This is a genomic window from Actinomycetospora sp. TBRC 11914 (assembly GCF_012933465.1).
Lineage (GTDB): Bacteria > Actinomycetota > Actinomycetes > Mycobacteriales > Pseudonocardiaceae > Actinomycetospora.
In genome coordinates this window covers 45426-59831 of the sequence record NZ_JABBND010000018.1, presented here as the reverse complement: position 1 = coordinate 59831, position 14406 = coordinate 45426, and the positions used below count along the sequence as shown (strand labels likewise).

Sequence of the window (14406 nt, the reverse complement as noted above, 5' to 3'; positions counted from 1 at the left end):
CACCCTCCTCGTGGTCGTGTCCGTCCACACGGCGATGAACCTCGGCGGGCCGCCCGCCGTCGTCGCGTACGCGATGGCGGCGGGGGTGGTGGCGCTGCTGCTCCCGCCGGCGATCGGGCTGCTGGAGCGCACCCCGTCCTGGGTGCTGCCCGCCGTCGCCGTCGCGTGCCTGGCGACGCTCACGGTGGTGTTCGTCGTCGGCGTCCCGAGGAGCGCCGACCTGGTCCTCGGCGTCGGGAGCGACCGCGCGAACGCCCTCGACGTGGCCCTGGGCGAACTCGCGGCGGGCCGCTACCCCTACACCGCGACCACCTACCTCGGGAACCCGATCACCCCGCTGCCGGGCGCGTTGCTGCTCGCCGCCCCGTTCCGGTTCCTGGCGGGGACGGCGGCCTGGCAGAACGTGGTGTGGACCGCGCTGCTGCTGCCCCTGCTGAACGGGGGGTGGCGGCTGCGGGCGGGCCCGACGCTGCTGTGGCTGCTCACCGTCGCCGGTGGGCTCGAGGTGTGGCGCGAGTTCCTCGTCGGCGACGACCTCGTCAGCGGCGCCGTGCCGGCCCTCGCCGCGGTCATCTGGACGCTGCGCGCCGCCCGTCCCGACGACGGCGGGTCGGTGCGGGTCCTGACCGCGGCCGCGGTCGCCCTCGGGGTGACGACCTGCACCCGACCGCACCTCGCCCTCGTCGTCGTGATCGTCGCGGCGGCCGTCGGACTGCGGGCGGGACGGAACCGGGGGCTGCTGGTCGGCGGTGTCGCGGCGACGGCGTGGGTGGTGCTGATCGTGCCGTTCCTGCTGGGCGGGTCCGCCCGCTTCTCGCCGTTGCACGTGGCGGCCAAGGTGACCGACGAGCGGGGGCTCTCGCCCGCCATCGTCGCGATCGCGCTGGTGGCCGCCGTACTGCTCGGCGCCGCCCTGTGGCGGGTGCGGCCGACGTCGGATATCGCGGTGGGCTGGTTCTGCGCCGCGGTGCTGGCGGCACCGTCGCTGCTCTCGCTGGCCCGGGCGCTGTTCGAGACCGGCGCGGTCTGGGGCGCCGACCTCACCCTCGGGGCGGTCGCCGTGCCGTTCGCGGCGTGGGCGGTGGTGGCGGGCGTCCCGGTGCCGTCGACCGCGCCACGCGGGGAGGACCCGGTCCCGCTGGCCGCCTGAGCCCGGTGATCGTCCGTGGTCAGAAGTCGGGGTCGTGGTCGTAGCGGCTGGGTGGCTGCCGTCGGTGGGCCCCGTCGCGGGTGGCGAGCTGGGCTGCGGTGTCGCGGGCTTTCGGGGTGATGCGTCCGTCGGGGGTGCGCCGGATCGCCCAGTCGCCGGGAGCGGGTGGTGGGCCGGGGTCGGGGGCGATCCCGTGGCCGGGCTCGACGGGGTCGGGCAGGGGGTGGACCACGCGGCTCTCCACCCGGTGGCGGGTGCCGGTGGGGTCGGTGATCACGAACTGGCCGGGTTCGGGTTGCTGGTAGTGCCAGCCGCCTTCGTGTTTGGCGCGGTGGTCGTGGCGGCACAGCGCCTCGAGGCCCCGGGCTTCGGTGCGGCCTCCGAGCAGCCAGTCGAGGGTGTGGTCGACGTCGCAGGTCTCGGCCGGGCGGGGGCAGCCGGGCGCCACGCAGGTCTGGTCGCGAGCCTGGACCCACGCCGCGAGGCGGGCGCTGGGGAAGCGGCGATCGCGCTCGCGGGTGGTGCTGGCCGGGTGGGCCTCGGGATCGGCGGTCCGGGAGGCGATCAGGGCGTCGCGGGCGCGGCGCAGCCACGCGGTGGTGGCCGCGTCGAGCACCACCGGCCCGACCCCCGGGAGCTCGAGAGCTGCCTCCCCGCTCGGGTCGAGGGCACCCAGCAGCGCCGCCGGGGCCGTGATCTGCACGCTCTGGCGGCGGTGGCGGGGGTCGCGGACGGCCTGCGGTGGGGCCCGCAGGGTCAGCAGGTGGGTCAGGTGCCCGTCACGGTCGTGGACCAGGACCTGCCACTGCGCCGCACCCCGGGCCAGTGCGGCGCGACGGGCGGTGGCGGCGGGAACCGGGCCGAGCCCGGGCAGCACCCCGGGGTGCTCGTCGAGGCCCAGCAGGGTGGACAGCTCGAGGCGGACCGCGATCCCGGGGACGAACACCACCGACGACCCCGAACCGCAGGCAGCACCGCGCCCGACCCCGGAGCCACCGTCGGCATGGTCGCCGTCCCAGCGGCAGCCAAGGACGCCGTCGTCGCGGCCGTCGCCCGATGGCGGCCGGCCGCCGTCATCCCAGGGGCCGCCGTCGTCCGGGCCGCGGTCATCCGGGCCGCCGTCGTCCGGGCCGTCGTCATCCGGGCCGTCGTCGTCCGGCCCGCTCCCGTCCGGCCCGCGGTCGTCCGGGCCGCGGTCGTCCGGGCCACCCTCATCCGAGGGGCCGTCATCCGAGGGGCCGCCGTCATCCCACGGGCCGTCATCCGAGGGACCGCGGTCGTTCGGGCCGCGGTCGTCCGGGCCGCCGTCATCCCAGGGGTCGCCGGCATCCGAGGGGCCGCGGTCGTCCGGGCCGCGGTCGTCCGGGCCGTCGTCGTCGGGGTGGCTGGGGTGGTCGGGGAGGTGGGTGAGTTCGGTGGTGAGGGCGTCGATGAGCGTGGTGTCGTCGGCGGCGGCGAGGGTGCCGTCGAGGAGCCGGATGAACACCCGGGCCTCGATGAACCCCAGCGCCCGGCGGCATCCCGCGGAGCGCAGCCGGCGCCGGACGGCGAGCGCGAGGGTTCGCAGCCGGCGCGCGGCGTCCTGGGCCAGCGCCGGATCCAGATCGCGGCCGCACACGTTCACCGCCCCGGAGGGGTTGGTCTCGGTCGAGACCCGGGCCCGGGCGGTGGCCGCGGCGAGCCGGTTGGCGCCCCACACCGGGTCCACCGCGTACCCGGCGGCCAGGATCCGGTCGCGTAACTGCCCCAACGGCAGCTCGGCCGCCTCGTCGAGCAGCTTGTCGAGGACCTCGGCGCACTGGGCGTCGGTGAGCCCGTCCAGGCCGGTGACGAACGCGGCGGCCTTGGCCAGCTCCAGGCTCCCGCGGCGCATCCGCTCCCCGAGCGCGGGCATCCGCTCCAGGACCCCGACCGCGAGGTCGAGCTTGCGACCGGCCGCGGCGGGAGACCAGCCCAGGTTGGCCGCGGCGATCTTCGGGGCGAACTCGTCGAGACCGACCCGCACCGTGGTCCCGGCCCGCGCGGAGCAGGCCTCGCGCAGCGCGACCAGCAGCTGCCAGTCGGCGTGGTTGCGCTGTCGGAACCCGGCCCGCAGCCACGCCGCGGCCTCGTCCCCGGTCAGCGCGGCGGGGTCGGCCGCGCCGACCTCGGCGGCCAGCGCGGGGCCGGCCGGCAGGGCGTCGAGCCCGCCGAGCACCGCTTCGTCCACCACCACCGCCATGCATCGAACACTAGTTCGACCCCCCGACAGTCACGGCCGGATCCAGACATCCGGCACTGGGCCGGACGAGTGAAACTCGGCCGCCTTCCCCTCGGGGGCGCGGGGCGAGGACGATGCCCCGTGTGCACGCCGCCGTGCCCCCTGCCACCAGCGTCTTCCTGCCGTGGGGGACCTCGCACCTGACCGTCCTGACCCTGACGGTCCTCGGCGCGATCGGCCTCGTCGAGCTCGCTCGCCGCGGCGACGCGCGGACGGTCCGGGCGTCCGGGCTCGTCCTCGCCGGGGCGCTCGCGCTCGTGACCCTCGGCTACCAGGTCGTGGCGTTCGACCCGGCCCACCCGGGCACCACCCTGCCGCTGCAGCTCTCGGATCTCGCGCCCTACGCCGCGGCGTGGGCGGTCGTCTCCGGGCACCGGTGGGCGACGGCGCTGACCTACTACTGGGGGCTCACGCTCTCCGTCCAGGCCCTGCTCACGCCGGCCCTGGGCGGCGGCGACTTCCCGGCGCCGTCGTTCCTGGTGTTCTTCGCCGACCACGTCCTCGTCGTGTGGATCGCGGTCCTCCTGACCTGGGGCCTGCGGCGGCACCCGACGTGGCACGACTACCGGTTCGCGCTGCTCGCGACGGTGTGCTGGGCGGTGCCGGCCCAGGTCGTCAACGTGCTCGCCGGCGCGAACTACGGCTACCTGGACCACAAGCCCGAGACGGCGTCGCTGCTCGACCTGCTCGGGCCGTGGCCCTGGTACCTGCTCGCCGAGGCGGCCCTCGTCGTCGGGGTGTGGGCGCTGATCACGCTCCCGTGGGTGCGCCCGCCCGCCGGAAGCGGCCGAAGCTGGTCGCCACGTCGTCGGTCGTCAGCACGTTCGGCATCACCACCGCCGGGACCTGCGGACGACCCGGCGGCGAGTCCTCCCAGTCCTCCCCACGGCCGTTCGGGGTGAGGTCGAGCAGGCTCGTCACGAACGCGAGGTGCTCGATGCCCCGCCCGGTGGTCGCGTAGCTGCGGTACACCGCGTCGCCGTCGCGCACGAACACCGAGAAGCCGAAGCCCTCGCCGGCCCCGGTGTCGGCCGAGAAGGACGTGCCCCGCGACGACGCCACCGGGAGCGTCCAGCCCCGCTCCCGCCAGTAGTGCTGCGCCTGCTCGAGGGGCATGTCGGTGATGTGCCACCAGGTGGCGTCGTGCTCGGCCAGCAGCCGGGGGGCACTGGCGGGGACGTTGTCGGTGAACCAGGTGCAGCCCCCGCAGTACCGGTCGGGCCCCCGGTCCATGAACTGGTAGACGACCAGGATCCCCCGGCCCTCGAAGAGGTCGACCAGCGTCCGCGGACCGTCCGGCGTGGTGAAGACCTGGTGGGCGGGGAACGGCGTCATCGGGAGGCGACGACGTCGGGCGGCGAGCGCGTCGCGGGCCCGGGTGAGCTCCTTCTCGGCGGCGAGCAGGTCGGCGCGGGCGCGTTCCCACTCGGCGGCGTCGACGACGATCGGCAGGGTCATGGCTCCTCCTGGTCGAGATGGTGGGTCTGGTCGAGGTGGTCGGACAGGGCGGCGAGCGGGCCGTCCCAGTCGCGGGCGAGCGCGGCGAGCCAGCGCTGGGCGACCCGCATCGGGCGCGAGTCGACGCGGTGGCGGATCCGGCGGCGCTCCCCCGGCTCGACGGTGACGAGGCCGGTCTCCGCCAGCCGGTCGAGGTGCTTGGTCACCGCCTGGCGGGAGATCGGGAGACGACCGGCGAGGTCGGTGGCCGTCGACGGACCGTGGACGGCGAGGTCGGCGAGAATGGCGCGCCGCGTAGGGTCGGCGAGCGCGGCGAAGACCGCGGCGGCGAGCGCCTCGCCGTCGCCGGACCCGCCGTGGTCGGTCGGCTCAGGCGGCATGGACGGCGTCGAGGTGCGCGGCGAGCTCGCCGAGCTCGTGGGCCCAGCCCCGGGTGTTGCCCGCGTGCGCGCCGTGCTCGTCGGGACCGAGCTGGGCGAAGCCGCTCTCGGTGAGGTGAAGCCGGGTGCCGGTCGGGGTCGGCTCGAGGACGAACTCGACGTAGGTCCGCCGCGGGTCGTCCTCGGGCAGGCCGTCGATGCGCCACGTGAAGCCGAAGACCCGGGGCTCCTCGACCCGCTCGATCCGCAGGTCCTGGCGGTGGCCCTCGGCGGTCCAGGTCAGGGTGCCCGCGCCGCCGGGGCGCAGGTCGATCTCGGCCCGGTCCCCGAACCAGGCGGCGAGGCCCTCGGCGGTGGTCAGCGCGGCCCACACCCGCGATGGCGGATGGGCGAGCTCCATCGTCCGTTCGATCCGGTCGGGGAACCCCATCAGAACCTCCGGTAGCAACTATCGGGTTGCTACTCAAATTATGGCAACCGTGCGGTTGCGTCAAGGCCGACCGAGACGTTTCCTCGCGGCCGCGTGCGCCCCGCCGGCAACGGGTAGAGCGGTCTCCGCGGACGAACGCCCCGGACAGGAGGAGAACACCCATGGCCGTCGGCCCCCCGAAGTCCCAGACCGACGAGGAGGCCACCACCGGGCCCGAGCCGGAGGACCCCACCGACGAGGGTCGCGACGAGGAGGAGTCGTCGTCGGGGCAGAGCACCCTCTCGGTCGTCCTCGCCTTCGCCGCCAACGCCCTGGTCGGCGCGCTCAAGCTCGTGGCGGGGCTGCTCACGGGGTCGTCGGCGATGCTCGCCGAGGCCGCGCACTCGGTGGCGGACTGCACCACCGAGGTGCTCCTGTTCACCGCGCTGCGCCGCTCGGTGCGCCGTCCCGACCGCGCGCACCCCTTCGGCTACGGCAAGGAGCGCTTCTTCTGGTCGATGATCGCCGCGGTCTCGGTCTTCGTCACCGGCGCCACCTACTCGATCTACGAGGGCATCCGGACGATCATCGAGAACCCGCCGGACCCGGCCGAGGAGCAGTACGCGTGGGTGGCGTTCGCGGTCCTCGGGCTCTCGGCGCTGATCGAGGGCACCTCCTGGCAACAGGCGGTCCGTCAGGTGTGGCGGGAGAAGCGGGAGCTGCGACTCTCGCTGCGCCGCTACCTCGCGCTCTCCGACGACCCCACCGTCAAGAGCGTGCTCTTCGAGGACAGCGCGGCCCTCATCGGCCTGGCGTTCGCGGCGATCGGGGTCGCGCTGCACCGGATGACCGGCTCGTCGGTGTGGGACGGCATCGCCTCCATCATGATCGGGCTGCTGCTGGCCGGGGTCGCCTACTCGCTGGGCAGCTCCAACAAGGCGCTGCTCATCGGGCGCTCCGCGGAGCCGCGGGTGCTGCGCGCGGTGTTCGACCACCTCGACTCCGCCCCGGAGGTGGTGTCCGTCGTGGATCTGCAGTCCATGCTCACCGGCACCGACTCGGTGCTGCTCTGCGCCCGGGTCGACTTCGTCGACGACCTGTCGGCCGGCGACCTGGAGCGTGCCTGCGTGCGCCTCGACAACGAACTGCACGACCGTTTCCACGACCTGGACCAGGTCTTCATCGAGCCGGTGCCCCGCAACGACCCGGACGTCCGGGCGGCCGTGCTGGAGCGCTACGGCACCTCGCTCGAGCACCTGCGGGAGGGCCGCAGCGCTCCCGAGTGACCGGGCCGGAGATCGGGACGGGCGCGATGATGACGCCATGACCGACCGCATGCCGTCCGGCCCGTTCGTCCTCGTCGACGACGACGGCCCGGTCCGGACGTTCACGCTCAACGAGCCGGGCCGGCGCAACCCGCTGAGTGTGCCGCTGCGTCGCGAGCTGCGGGCCGCCCTCGAGGCCGCCCACGCCGACCCGACGTGCCGCGCGCTCGTCGTCACCGGTGCCGGGACGGCCTTCAGCTCGGGCGGTGACCTGGCCTCGATGCCGCGGAACGACCGGGCCGACGCCCGCGACCGGCTCCACCTCGTCGCGGACGTCATCTCGCTGCTCGTCGAGGGCCCGCTGCCGGTGGTGGCCGCCGTCGAGGGTGCCGCGGTCGGCGCCGGCACCTCGCTCGCGGCGGCCTGCGACTACGTCGTCGCGGGTCGCTCCGCGCGGTTCGGGGCGATCTTCGGGCGCATCGGCCTGGTGGCCGACTCGGGCCTGCACTGGACGCTCCCCCGCCGGGTCGGGCCGGGACCGGCCCGCCGCCTGCTGCTGCGGGGCGCCCTCGTCGGCGCCGAGGAGGCCCACGCCCTCGGGCTCGTCGACGAGCTCGCCGACGACGGCGGGGCCCTCGCGGCGGCCCACGCGGTGGCCGCGGAGCTCGCCACCGCCGCGCCGCTGGCGCTGGCGGCCACCAAGCGGCTGCTGGCGGACCCGCCGGCGACCCTGGCCGACACCCTGCACGCCGAGGAGGCCGTCCAGGTCGGGCTCTTCGAGACCGCCGACTTCGCCGAGGGCAACGACGCGTTCTTCGAGAAGCGCCGTCCCGTCTTCCGGGGAGCATGAGCCGGGAGTGCTCTTCCGTTCCCCGGGGTGGATGGAGCAGGGTCGCGGGGTGACCACCGAGCCGGACGTCGCCCCCGCCCCGCCCCCGCTCGGCCTGCGCCGGGACGGGCTCGACCCGGACCCGGCGGTCACGGCCCTGCGGGAGCACGACGACGTCTGCCCGGTGACGACGCTCGCCGGTCACCGGGCCCAGCTGGTCGCGGGGTTCGAGGACGCCCGCGCCGTCCACGGCGACCCCGCCTTCGGCTTCGAGGCGGTGCCACCGCCGCCCGGCTTCGCCGCGGAGCTCACCCCCGCCGAGATGCACCGGCGACGCAGCGGGATGCTGCTCGCGCTCGACCCGCCGGACCACACCCGGCTGCGCCGCATGCTCACCCGCCGGTTCACGGTGCGGGCGATGCGGGCGCTCGAACCGCGGGTCACGGCGATCGTCGACGACGCCCTCACCGCCATGGCGGCCGTCGGTCCCCCGGCGGACCTCGTCGCCGGCTTCGCCCTGCCGGTCCCGTCGCTGGTGATCTGCGAGCTGCTCGGCGTGCCCTACGCCGACCGCGACGGGTTCCAGGAGCGGGCGTTCCGCACGCTGCGCTCCGACCTCACCCCCACCGAGCGCTCCGAGGTCATCATCGCCTCCCGGGCCTACATGGGGACGCTGGTGGCACGGGCCCGGCGCGACCCCGGCGACGACCTCATCGGGATGCTCGTCCGCGAGCACGGCGACCGGCCCGCGGCCGAGGGCGGCATCGACGACGAGGAGCTCGCCGGGCTCGCCAACCTGCTCCTGGTGGCCGGCCACGAGACCACGTCCAACGTCATCGCCCTCGGCGCCCTCGAACTGCTGCGCGACCCGGCCCAGATGGCCCTGATGCGCGCCGCCGTCGACGCCCCGGACCCGGCACCGCTGTCCCGGGCGGTCGAGGAACTGCTGCGGCTGGTCTCCCCGGTGTCCGCCGGGTTCCCGCGGATGGCGACCCGCGACGTCGTCGTCGGGACCCACGAGATTCCGGCCGGCACGATGGTGACCGCGTCGCTGTGCGCCGCCAACCGCGACCCCGCGCTGGCGGCGGGCGACCTGGAGCACCTCGACCTGGCCCGGGAGCCGCTCCCCCACGTCGCGTTCGGCTACGGCATCCACCACTGCCTCGGCGCCCCGCTCGCCCGCATCGAGCTGCGGATCGCGTTCTCGGCGCTGCTGCGGCGCTTCCCGGACCTCGCGCTCGCGGCGGACCCGGCCGAGCTCGAGTACCGCCACGACGCGCTGATCCACGGCGTGGAGACGTTGCCCGTGACGTGGTGAGGAGGGGTCAGGCCGTCCGGTTCAGCGCGGCGTAGCGCTCGGGCAGGAGCAGCCGGACCGGCTCGGCCGCGGTGTCCAGGCCGGGCATGACGGGGTCGGGGATCGGCCGGTCCGCCGCGTCGAGGACGTCGCTCACCGTCGCGTACTGCCCGAGCTCGAGGAACGTGCAGTACTGCGGCGGGAGCATCGCGACGCTCTCGCCCGCGGAGTCGAGCGCCTCCCCGACCCCCAGCCACCCGGCCGCGTCCGACTCGGTGGAGCCGGCCACGGCGTGCTGCCCGGCCGGGCTCGCCGTCACGAAGAAGAAGGTGCGGTAGCGCCGCGGCTCGAACTCCGGGGTGATCCAGCAGGTCCACGGCCGGAGCAGGTCGGTGCGCAGGACCAGCGACCGGTCGCGCAGCACGTCGGTGAACGCGGTCTCCCGCGCCTCCAGCGCCCGCCGGGCCTCGGCCCAGGCGTCCCCGGAGGTGTCGTCGACGACGGAGGCCTCGTCCGGCCCGGCGAGCAGCACCCCGGACTCCTCGAACGTCTCCCGGATCGCCGCGCACACCACGGCGCGGGCCGCGGCGTCGTCGAGACCCAGGCGCTGCGCCCACGTCGACGGCGGCGGGCCGGCCCACCCGACGTCGTCGGTCGCGTCGCGGGGGTCCACCCCGCCGCCGGGGAAGACGACCATCCCGCCCGCGAACGCCATCTGCGTGCGCCGGCGCAGCAGGAAGGCCTCGACGCCGGCCGCGCCGTCGCGCAGCAGGATCGTCGACGCCGCGACCTTCGCCTCGACCGGTGCGGCGGCCCGCGCGGTGTAGTCCGCCAGCTGGTCGGCGAAGCCCGGGGGCAGGGCGGTCGGGTCCATCACGGACCCCATCTGATCACACCGCCGACCCGGCCGAGGGCGTCGACGGGAGTGACGGTGGACGCTGCGCGTGCCAGTCGGTGCGCTCCTGGAACCACGCCCCCGCCGCACACACCGCGTCGTCGGCGCCCGGCCGGCCGGTGAGCTGCATCCCGACCGGCATGCCCGACGCCGGGTGCGGCCCCACCGGGACCGAGAGCGTCGGCCCGCGGTGGACCGCCCACGGCGCGGTCAGCTCGCCGACCCGCTTGGTCAGGGCGACGACGTCGGGCTCGGCGCCGACCCGGGGCACGTCGACCGGCACCGTCGGGGACACGAGGACGTCGGCCCCGGCCAGCGCGTCCTCCACCCCCGCGCGGAACGTGGCGAGCCGCTCGAGCGCCCGCTCGCGGTCGTCGGTGGTGAGCCCGAGCCCGAGACGCAGCCGGGTGAGCGTGTCCGGGTGGAAGCGCTCCGGGGCCTCGCGCAGCCGCTGCGCGTGCCGGGCCGCGAGGTCGTGGTAGACGACCGTGTAGAGATCCTCGCGGACCTCCCCGAGCCGCGGCACCGTGACCTCCCAAAGCGTTGCGCCGCCGTCGGCGAAGACCCGGACGGCCGCCTCGACGCTCGCCGTGACCGCCGGGTCGACGTCACCGGGCAGGGTGAGGATCCCGACGACGGCGGGCCGGTGCGGCTCCGGGGCGACCGGCTCCCGCCCGGCGAGGACCGCGGTGACCAGCGCGGCGTCGCGGGCGGTGCGGGTCAGCGGGCCGGTGGCGTCGGTCTCCGGGCAGCACGGGAAGACGCCGTCCTCGGGCACGGTGCCGTAGGTCGGGCGCAGCCCGGTGACGCCGCACATCGACGCCGGGAGCCGCACCGAGCCGCCGGTGTCGGTGCCCAGCGCCGCGTCGACGAGGCCGGCCGCCACCGCGGCACCCGACCCGCCGCTCGACCCACCGGGGATCCGGTCCGGGTCCCACGGGTTGACCACGCCGCCGTGCACCGAGTTCTGCGACGTCACCCCGAGCGCGAACTCGGCCATGTTCAGCGTCGCGGTGATCGCCGCCCCGGCGGCACGGAGCCGCGTCACCACCGTGGCGTCGGCCGCCGCGACGTGCTCGGCGAAGAACGCCGACGCCCGGGTGGAGCGGACCCCCGCGACCGCGACGTTGTCCTTGACGCCGACCCGCCACCCGGCGAGCGGCCCCGTCGTGCCCGGGCGCTCGTCGAGCGCGGTGACGACCGCGTGCAGCTCAGGCATCGGCCAGCTTGGGCGCCACCTCGGTGCCGAGCAGCTCGATGGAGTGCAGCAGGTCGGCGTGGCGCAGCCGCGGGTTGGTCATCTGCAGGTTGATGCGGTCGACCCCGCCGAGCTGCTCGGACACCCGTCGGGCCTTCGCGACGACGGTGTCGGGATCCCCGACGAAGTACGCGCCGTCCGGCCCGCGGGTCGCGTCGAACTGCCGCCGGGTCGGCGGCATGCCGCCGCGCTCGGCGGCGATCGTCGTGAACATGTCCTGCCAGCCGGGCCAGAACGCGTTGGTGGCCTTCGCGACGTCGTCGCCGAGGAAACCGAAGCAGTGCAGGCCGACCTTCAGCTGCTCCGGGTCGTGGCCCGCCTCCCGCCCCGCCCGCCGGTAGAGGTCGATCAGCGGCGCGAACTGCCGGGGCTCCCCGCCGATGATCGCGACCATGAGCGGCAGGCCGAGCACCCCCGCCCGCACGAACGACTCCGGCGAGCCCCCGACCCCGACCCAGATCGGGAACGGGTCCTGCGCCGGCCGCGGGTAGACCGGCTGGTCGCGCAGGGCCGGGCGGTGCTTCCCCGACCACGTGACCCGCTCGTGGTCGCGGATCGCCAGGAGCAGGTCGAGCTTCTCGGTGAAGAGCTCGTCGTAGTCCTCGAACGCGAGCCCGAACAGCGGGAACGCCTCGATGAACGACCCGCGCCCGACGACGAGCTCCACCCGCCCGCCGCTGATGAGGTCGACGGTCGCGTACTCCTGGAACACCCGCACCGGGTCGGCCGCGGACAGCACCGTGACGGCCGAGCGCATCCGGATCCGCTCGGTGCGGGCGGCGGCCGCCGCGAGGATCACCGCGGGTGCCGCGTCGTAGTACTCGCTGCGGTGGTGCTCGCCGATGCCGTAGGAGTAGAGCCCGGCCCGGTCGGCCGTCTCGATCTCCTCGAGCAGCTGGGCGAAGCGCTCGACCGGCCCGACGACCCGCTCGGTGTCGGGGTCGGTGACCTTGGCGACGAAGCTGTCGACGCCGATCTTCACGAGAGGGTCGCCGCCAGCCGCTGGGCGAGCTTCCCGACGAAGGCCGAGGGCTCCTTGAGCTCCCCGCCCTCGGCGATCAGCGCCATGTCGTAGAGCAGGGAGGCGGTCTCGGCGACCCCGGCGTCGTCGGGCTTCGCCTCGTGGGCGGCCCGGAGGTTCTCCACCAGCGGGTGCCCGGGGTTGAGCTCGAGCGTCCGCTTCTGGACCGGGATCTCCTGACCCATCTGCCGCATCATCTGCTCGAGCTGCGGCGGGATGGCCCCGACCTCGCCCACGAGACAGGCCGGCGAGGTGGTCAGGCGGGTCGAGAGCCGGACCTCCGCGACGTCGTCGGCGAGCGTCGTCGTCATCCAGGAGAGCAGGTCGTCGAACCCCTCGGGCTTGTCGGCGGAGTCGGAGAGGTCGACGTCGCCCTGCGACACCGAGGCGAACGGCGTCGCGTCGTCCCCCGTGCCGTACGACGGGACCACGCCGACCCAGACCTCGTCGACCTGGTCGGTGAGCAGCAGGACCTCGTAGCCCTTGGCGCGGAACGCCTCGAGGTGCGGCGAGTTCTCCACGCTCGCCCGCGAGTCCCCGGTGACGTAGTAGATCGACTCCTGGCCCTCCGGCATCCGCGCGACGTAGTCGGCCAGCGTGGTCGGCTTCTCCGGGTCGTGCGTGGAGGGGAAGACCGACGCCTCGAGGACCGCCTGGGCGTTCTCGGCGTCGGTGAGCAGCCCCTCCTTGAGCGCCCGGCCGCACTCGGACCAGAAGGTGTCGTACTTCTCCGGGCTCTCGCCGCGCATCGTCGTGATCGTCTGCAGCACCCGCTTGACCAGGCGCTTGCGGATCAGCTGGATCTGGCGGTCCTGCTGGAGGATCTCGCGGGAGACGTTGAGCGAGAGGTCCTGCGCGTCCACGACGCCCTTGACGAACCGCAGGTACTCGGGGACGAGCGCCTCGCAGTCCTCCATGACGAACACGCGCTTGACGTAGAGCTGCACGCCGCGCTTCGCGTCGCGGTAGTAGAGGTCCATCGGCGCGTGGCTCGGGAGGAACAGCAGCGCCTGGTACTCGAAGGTGCCCTCGCCGGTGAACCGCATCGTCTCGAGCGGCTCCTGCCAGTCGTGCGAGACGTGGCGGTAGAACTCGGCGTACTCCTCGTCGGTCACCTCGGAGCGCGGCCGCGCCCAGAGCGCCTTGCGGGAGTTGATGGGCTCGTTCGAGGACTCCGGCTCGGACTCCTCCTCGGCGCCCTCCACCACGGTGCCGTCGCCGGGGTTCAGCAGGATCGGCCAGGTGATGAAGTCCGAGTAGCGCTTGACGATGCGCTTCACGACGGCCGGGTCGGCGTAGTCGTGCAGGGCGTCCTCGGCGTCCTCGGCCTTGAGGTGCACCGTGATGCTGGTGCCCTGCGGCGCGTCGGGGACCTCGGAGAGCTCGTAGGTGCCCTCGCCGGCCGACTCCCAGTGCACCCCGCCCTCGGTGCCCGCGCGCCGGGTGGTCATCTCGACCCGGTCGGCCACCATGAAGCTGGAGTAGAAGCCGATGCCGAACTGGCCGATCAGCTCCGCGGTGACCTCCTCGCTCCCCGCGGCCTGCGCGTCCCGGAGCTTGGCCAGCGTCTCGGCGGTGCCCGACTTCGCGATGGTGCCGATCAGGCTCACGACGTCGTCACGGCTCATCCCGATGCCGTTGTCGGTGATCGTCAGCGACCGGTTCGTGGCGTCGGTGCGCAGCTCGACGTGCAGGTCCGAGGTGTCGACCCCGAGGTCCTTGTCCCGGTAGGACTCCATCCGCAGCTTGTCCAGCGCGTCCGAGGCGTTGGAGATCAGCTCCCGCAGGAACACGTCCTTGTCGGAATAGATCGAGTGGATCATCAGCTGGAGCAGCTGACGGGCCTCGGCCTGGAACTCGATCGTCTCGGTCATCGCAGAACTGCGTCCTCTCGCGTGCGGTCGGCGGGTCCGGGCACCACGATAAACGGGACCGCCGACAGCCCTCTCGGACGACCGTGGCGACCACTTCTCGAGGGCGTTCCCCTCCGGCCCCGCTCATCCCGGCAGCTCACGGGCAGCGACCGCACCTGCAGCACGTCCAGCCGTCGCTCGACGATCACCCCGATCGGACAGTCGGCCGCGACCATCGCCAGGAAATCGATCAGCCTCGGGTCCCGTTCGTCCGGTTCTCCCTGCCCCCTGGACGGGGCGCTCGGACCGCCCTCGAGTCCGGCCACCTACC

General features: G+C 74.6%; 12 protein-coding genes and 1 pseudogene. 5 read left to right on the top strand and 8 right to left on the bottom strand.

Annotated elements, in window-relative coordinates:
* Positions 1-16: 16 nt before the first annotated feature.
* A complete protein-coding gene (locus HH311_RS23805) occupies positions 17-1150 on the top strand; it encodes a hypothetical protein (RefSeq protein WP_169186187.1) in 1134 nt (377 codons plus the stop codon).
* A 19-nt stretch (positions 1151-1169) separates the two neighbouring features.
* Here HH311_RS23805 and HH311_RS23800 read toward each other — a convergent pair whose 3' ends face one another.
* The gene (locus tag HH311_RS23800; RefSeq protein ID WP_169186186.1) at positions 1170-3371 is read right to left on the bottom strand and encodes an HNH endonuclease signature motif containing protein; all 2202 of its coding nucleotides are present in this window, start codon (positions 3369-3371) and stop codon (positions 1170-1172) included.
* A gap of 122 nt (positions 3372-3493) precedes the next feature.
* Here HH311_RS23800 and HH311_RS23795 point away from each other — a divergent pair, with 122 nt between their 5' ends.
* Positions 3494-4312 carry a TIGR02206 family membrane protein gene (locus tag HH311_RS23795; RefSeq protein WP_312030361.1) on the top strand — a complete coding sequence of 273 codons (819 nt, stop codon included), beginning with the start codon at positions 3494-3496 and terminating at the stop codon, positions 4310-4312.
* A gap of 34 nt (positions 4313-4346) precedes the next feature.
* Here the strand turns inward: HH311_RS23795 and HH311_RS32145 are convergent.
* From HH311_RS32145 to HH311_RS23785, 3 genes and pseudogenes are all read right to left on the bottom strand, one after another.
* Positions 4347-4868, bottom strand: a pseudogene (locus tag HH311_RS32145) (DUF899 family protein); the annotation flags it as partial.
* A complete protein-coding gene (locus HH311_RS23790) occupies positions 4865-5248 on the bottom strand; it encodes a helix-turn-helix transcriptional regulator (RefSeq protein ID WP_169186184.1) in 384 nt (127 codons plus the stop codon). The gene HH311_RS23790 and the pseudogene HH311_RS32145, both read right to left, overlap by 4 nt.
* The gene (locus tag HH311_RS23785; protein WP_169186183.1) at positions 5238-5678 is read right to left on the bottom strand and encodes an SRPBCC domain-containing protein; all 441 of its coding nucleotides are present in this window, start codon (positions 5676-5678) and stop codon (positions 5238-5240) included. The genes HH311_RS23790 and HH311_RS23785 overlap by 11 nt, the downstream gene beginning before the upstream one ends.
* 161 nt (positions 5679-5839) lie before the next feature.
* Here HH311_RS23785 and HH311_RS23780 point away from each other — a divergent pair, with 161 nt between their 5' ends.
* From HH311_RS23780 to HH311_RS23770, 3 genes are read left to right on the top strand one after another with little or no spacing between them, the layout of a single operon-like run.
* Positions 5840-6943: a cation diffusion facilitator family transporter gene (locus HH311_RS23780; protein WP_169186182.1), complete on the top strand. Its 1104-nt coding sequence runs from the start codon at positions 5840-5842 to the stop codon at positions 6941-6943.
* A 37-nt stretch (positions 6944-6980) separates the two neighbouring features.
* Positions 6981-7772 carry an enoyl-CoA hydratase/isomerase family protein gene (locus HH311_RS23775; RefSeq protein ID WP_248293006.1) on the top strand — a complete coding sequence of 264 codons (792 nt, stop codon included), beginning with the start codon at positions 6981-6983 and terminating at the stop codon, positions 7770-7772.
* Positions 7773-7821: 49 nt separating this feature from the next.
* The gene (locus tag HH311_RS23770; RefSeq protein WP_312030360.1) at positions 7822-9069 is read left to right on the top strand and encodes a cytochrome P450; all 1248 of its coding nucleotides are present in this window, start codon (positions 7822-7824) and stop codon (positions 9067-9069) included.
* A 7-nt stretch (positions 9070-9076) separates the two neighbouring features.
* On the opposite strand, the gene HH311_RS23765 is transcribed toward HH311_RS23770, so the two are convergent.
* Genes HH311_RS23765 through htpG form a run of 4 tightly spaced genes read right to left on the bottom strand, consistent with a single transcriptional unit; the run spans position 9077 to position 14096 of the window.
* Positions 9077-9934, bottom strand: a complete 858-nt coding sequence (locus HH311_RS23765; protein ID WP_211190715.1) for an NUDIX hydrolase — start codon at positions 9932-9934, stop codon at positions 9077-9079.
* A gap of 4 nt (positions 9935-9938) precedes the next feature.
* Positions 9939-11162, bottom strand: a complete 1224-nt coding sequence (locus HH311_RS23760) for an amidase (RefSeq protein WP_169186181.1) — start codon at positions 11160-11162, stop codon at positions 9939-9941.
* Positions 11155-12183: an LLM class flavin-dependent oxidoreductase gene (locus tag HH311_RS23755; protein WP_169186180.1), complete on the bottom strand. Its 1029-nt coding sequence runs from the start codon at positions 12181-12183 to the stop codon at positions 11155-11157. Before HH311_RS23755 ends, HH311_RS23760 begins: the two co-directional genes overlap by 8 nt.
* Positions 12180-14096 carry a molecular chaperone HtpG gene (gene htpG / locus HH311_RS23750; protein WP_169186179.1) on the bottom strand — a complete coding sequence of 639 codons (1917 nt, stop codon included), beginning with the start codon at positions 14094-14096 and terminating at the stop codon, positions 12180-12182. The genes HH311_RS23755 and htpG overlap by 4 nt, the downstream gene beginning before the upstream one ends.
* Positions 14097-14406 lie beyond the last annotated feature (310 nt).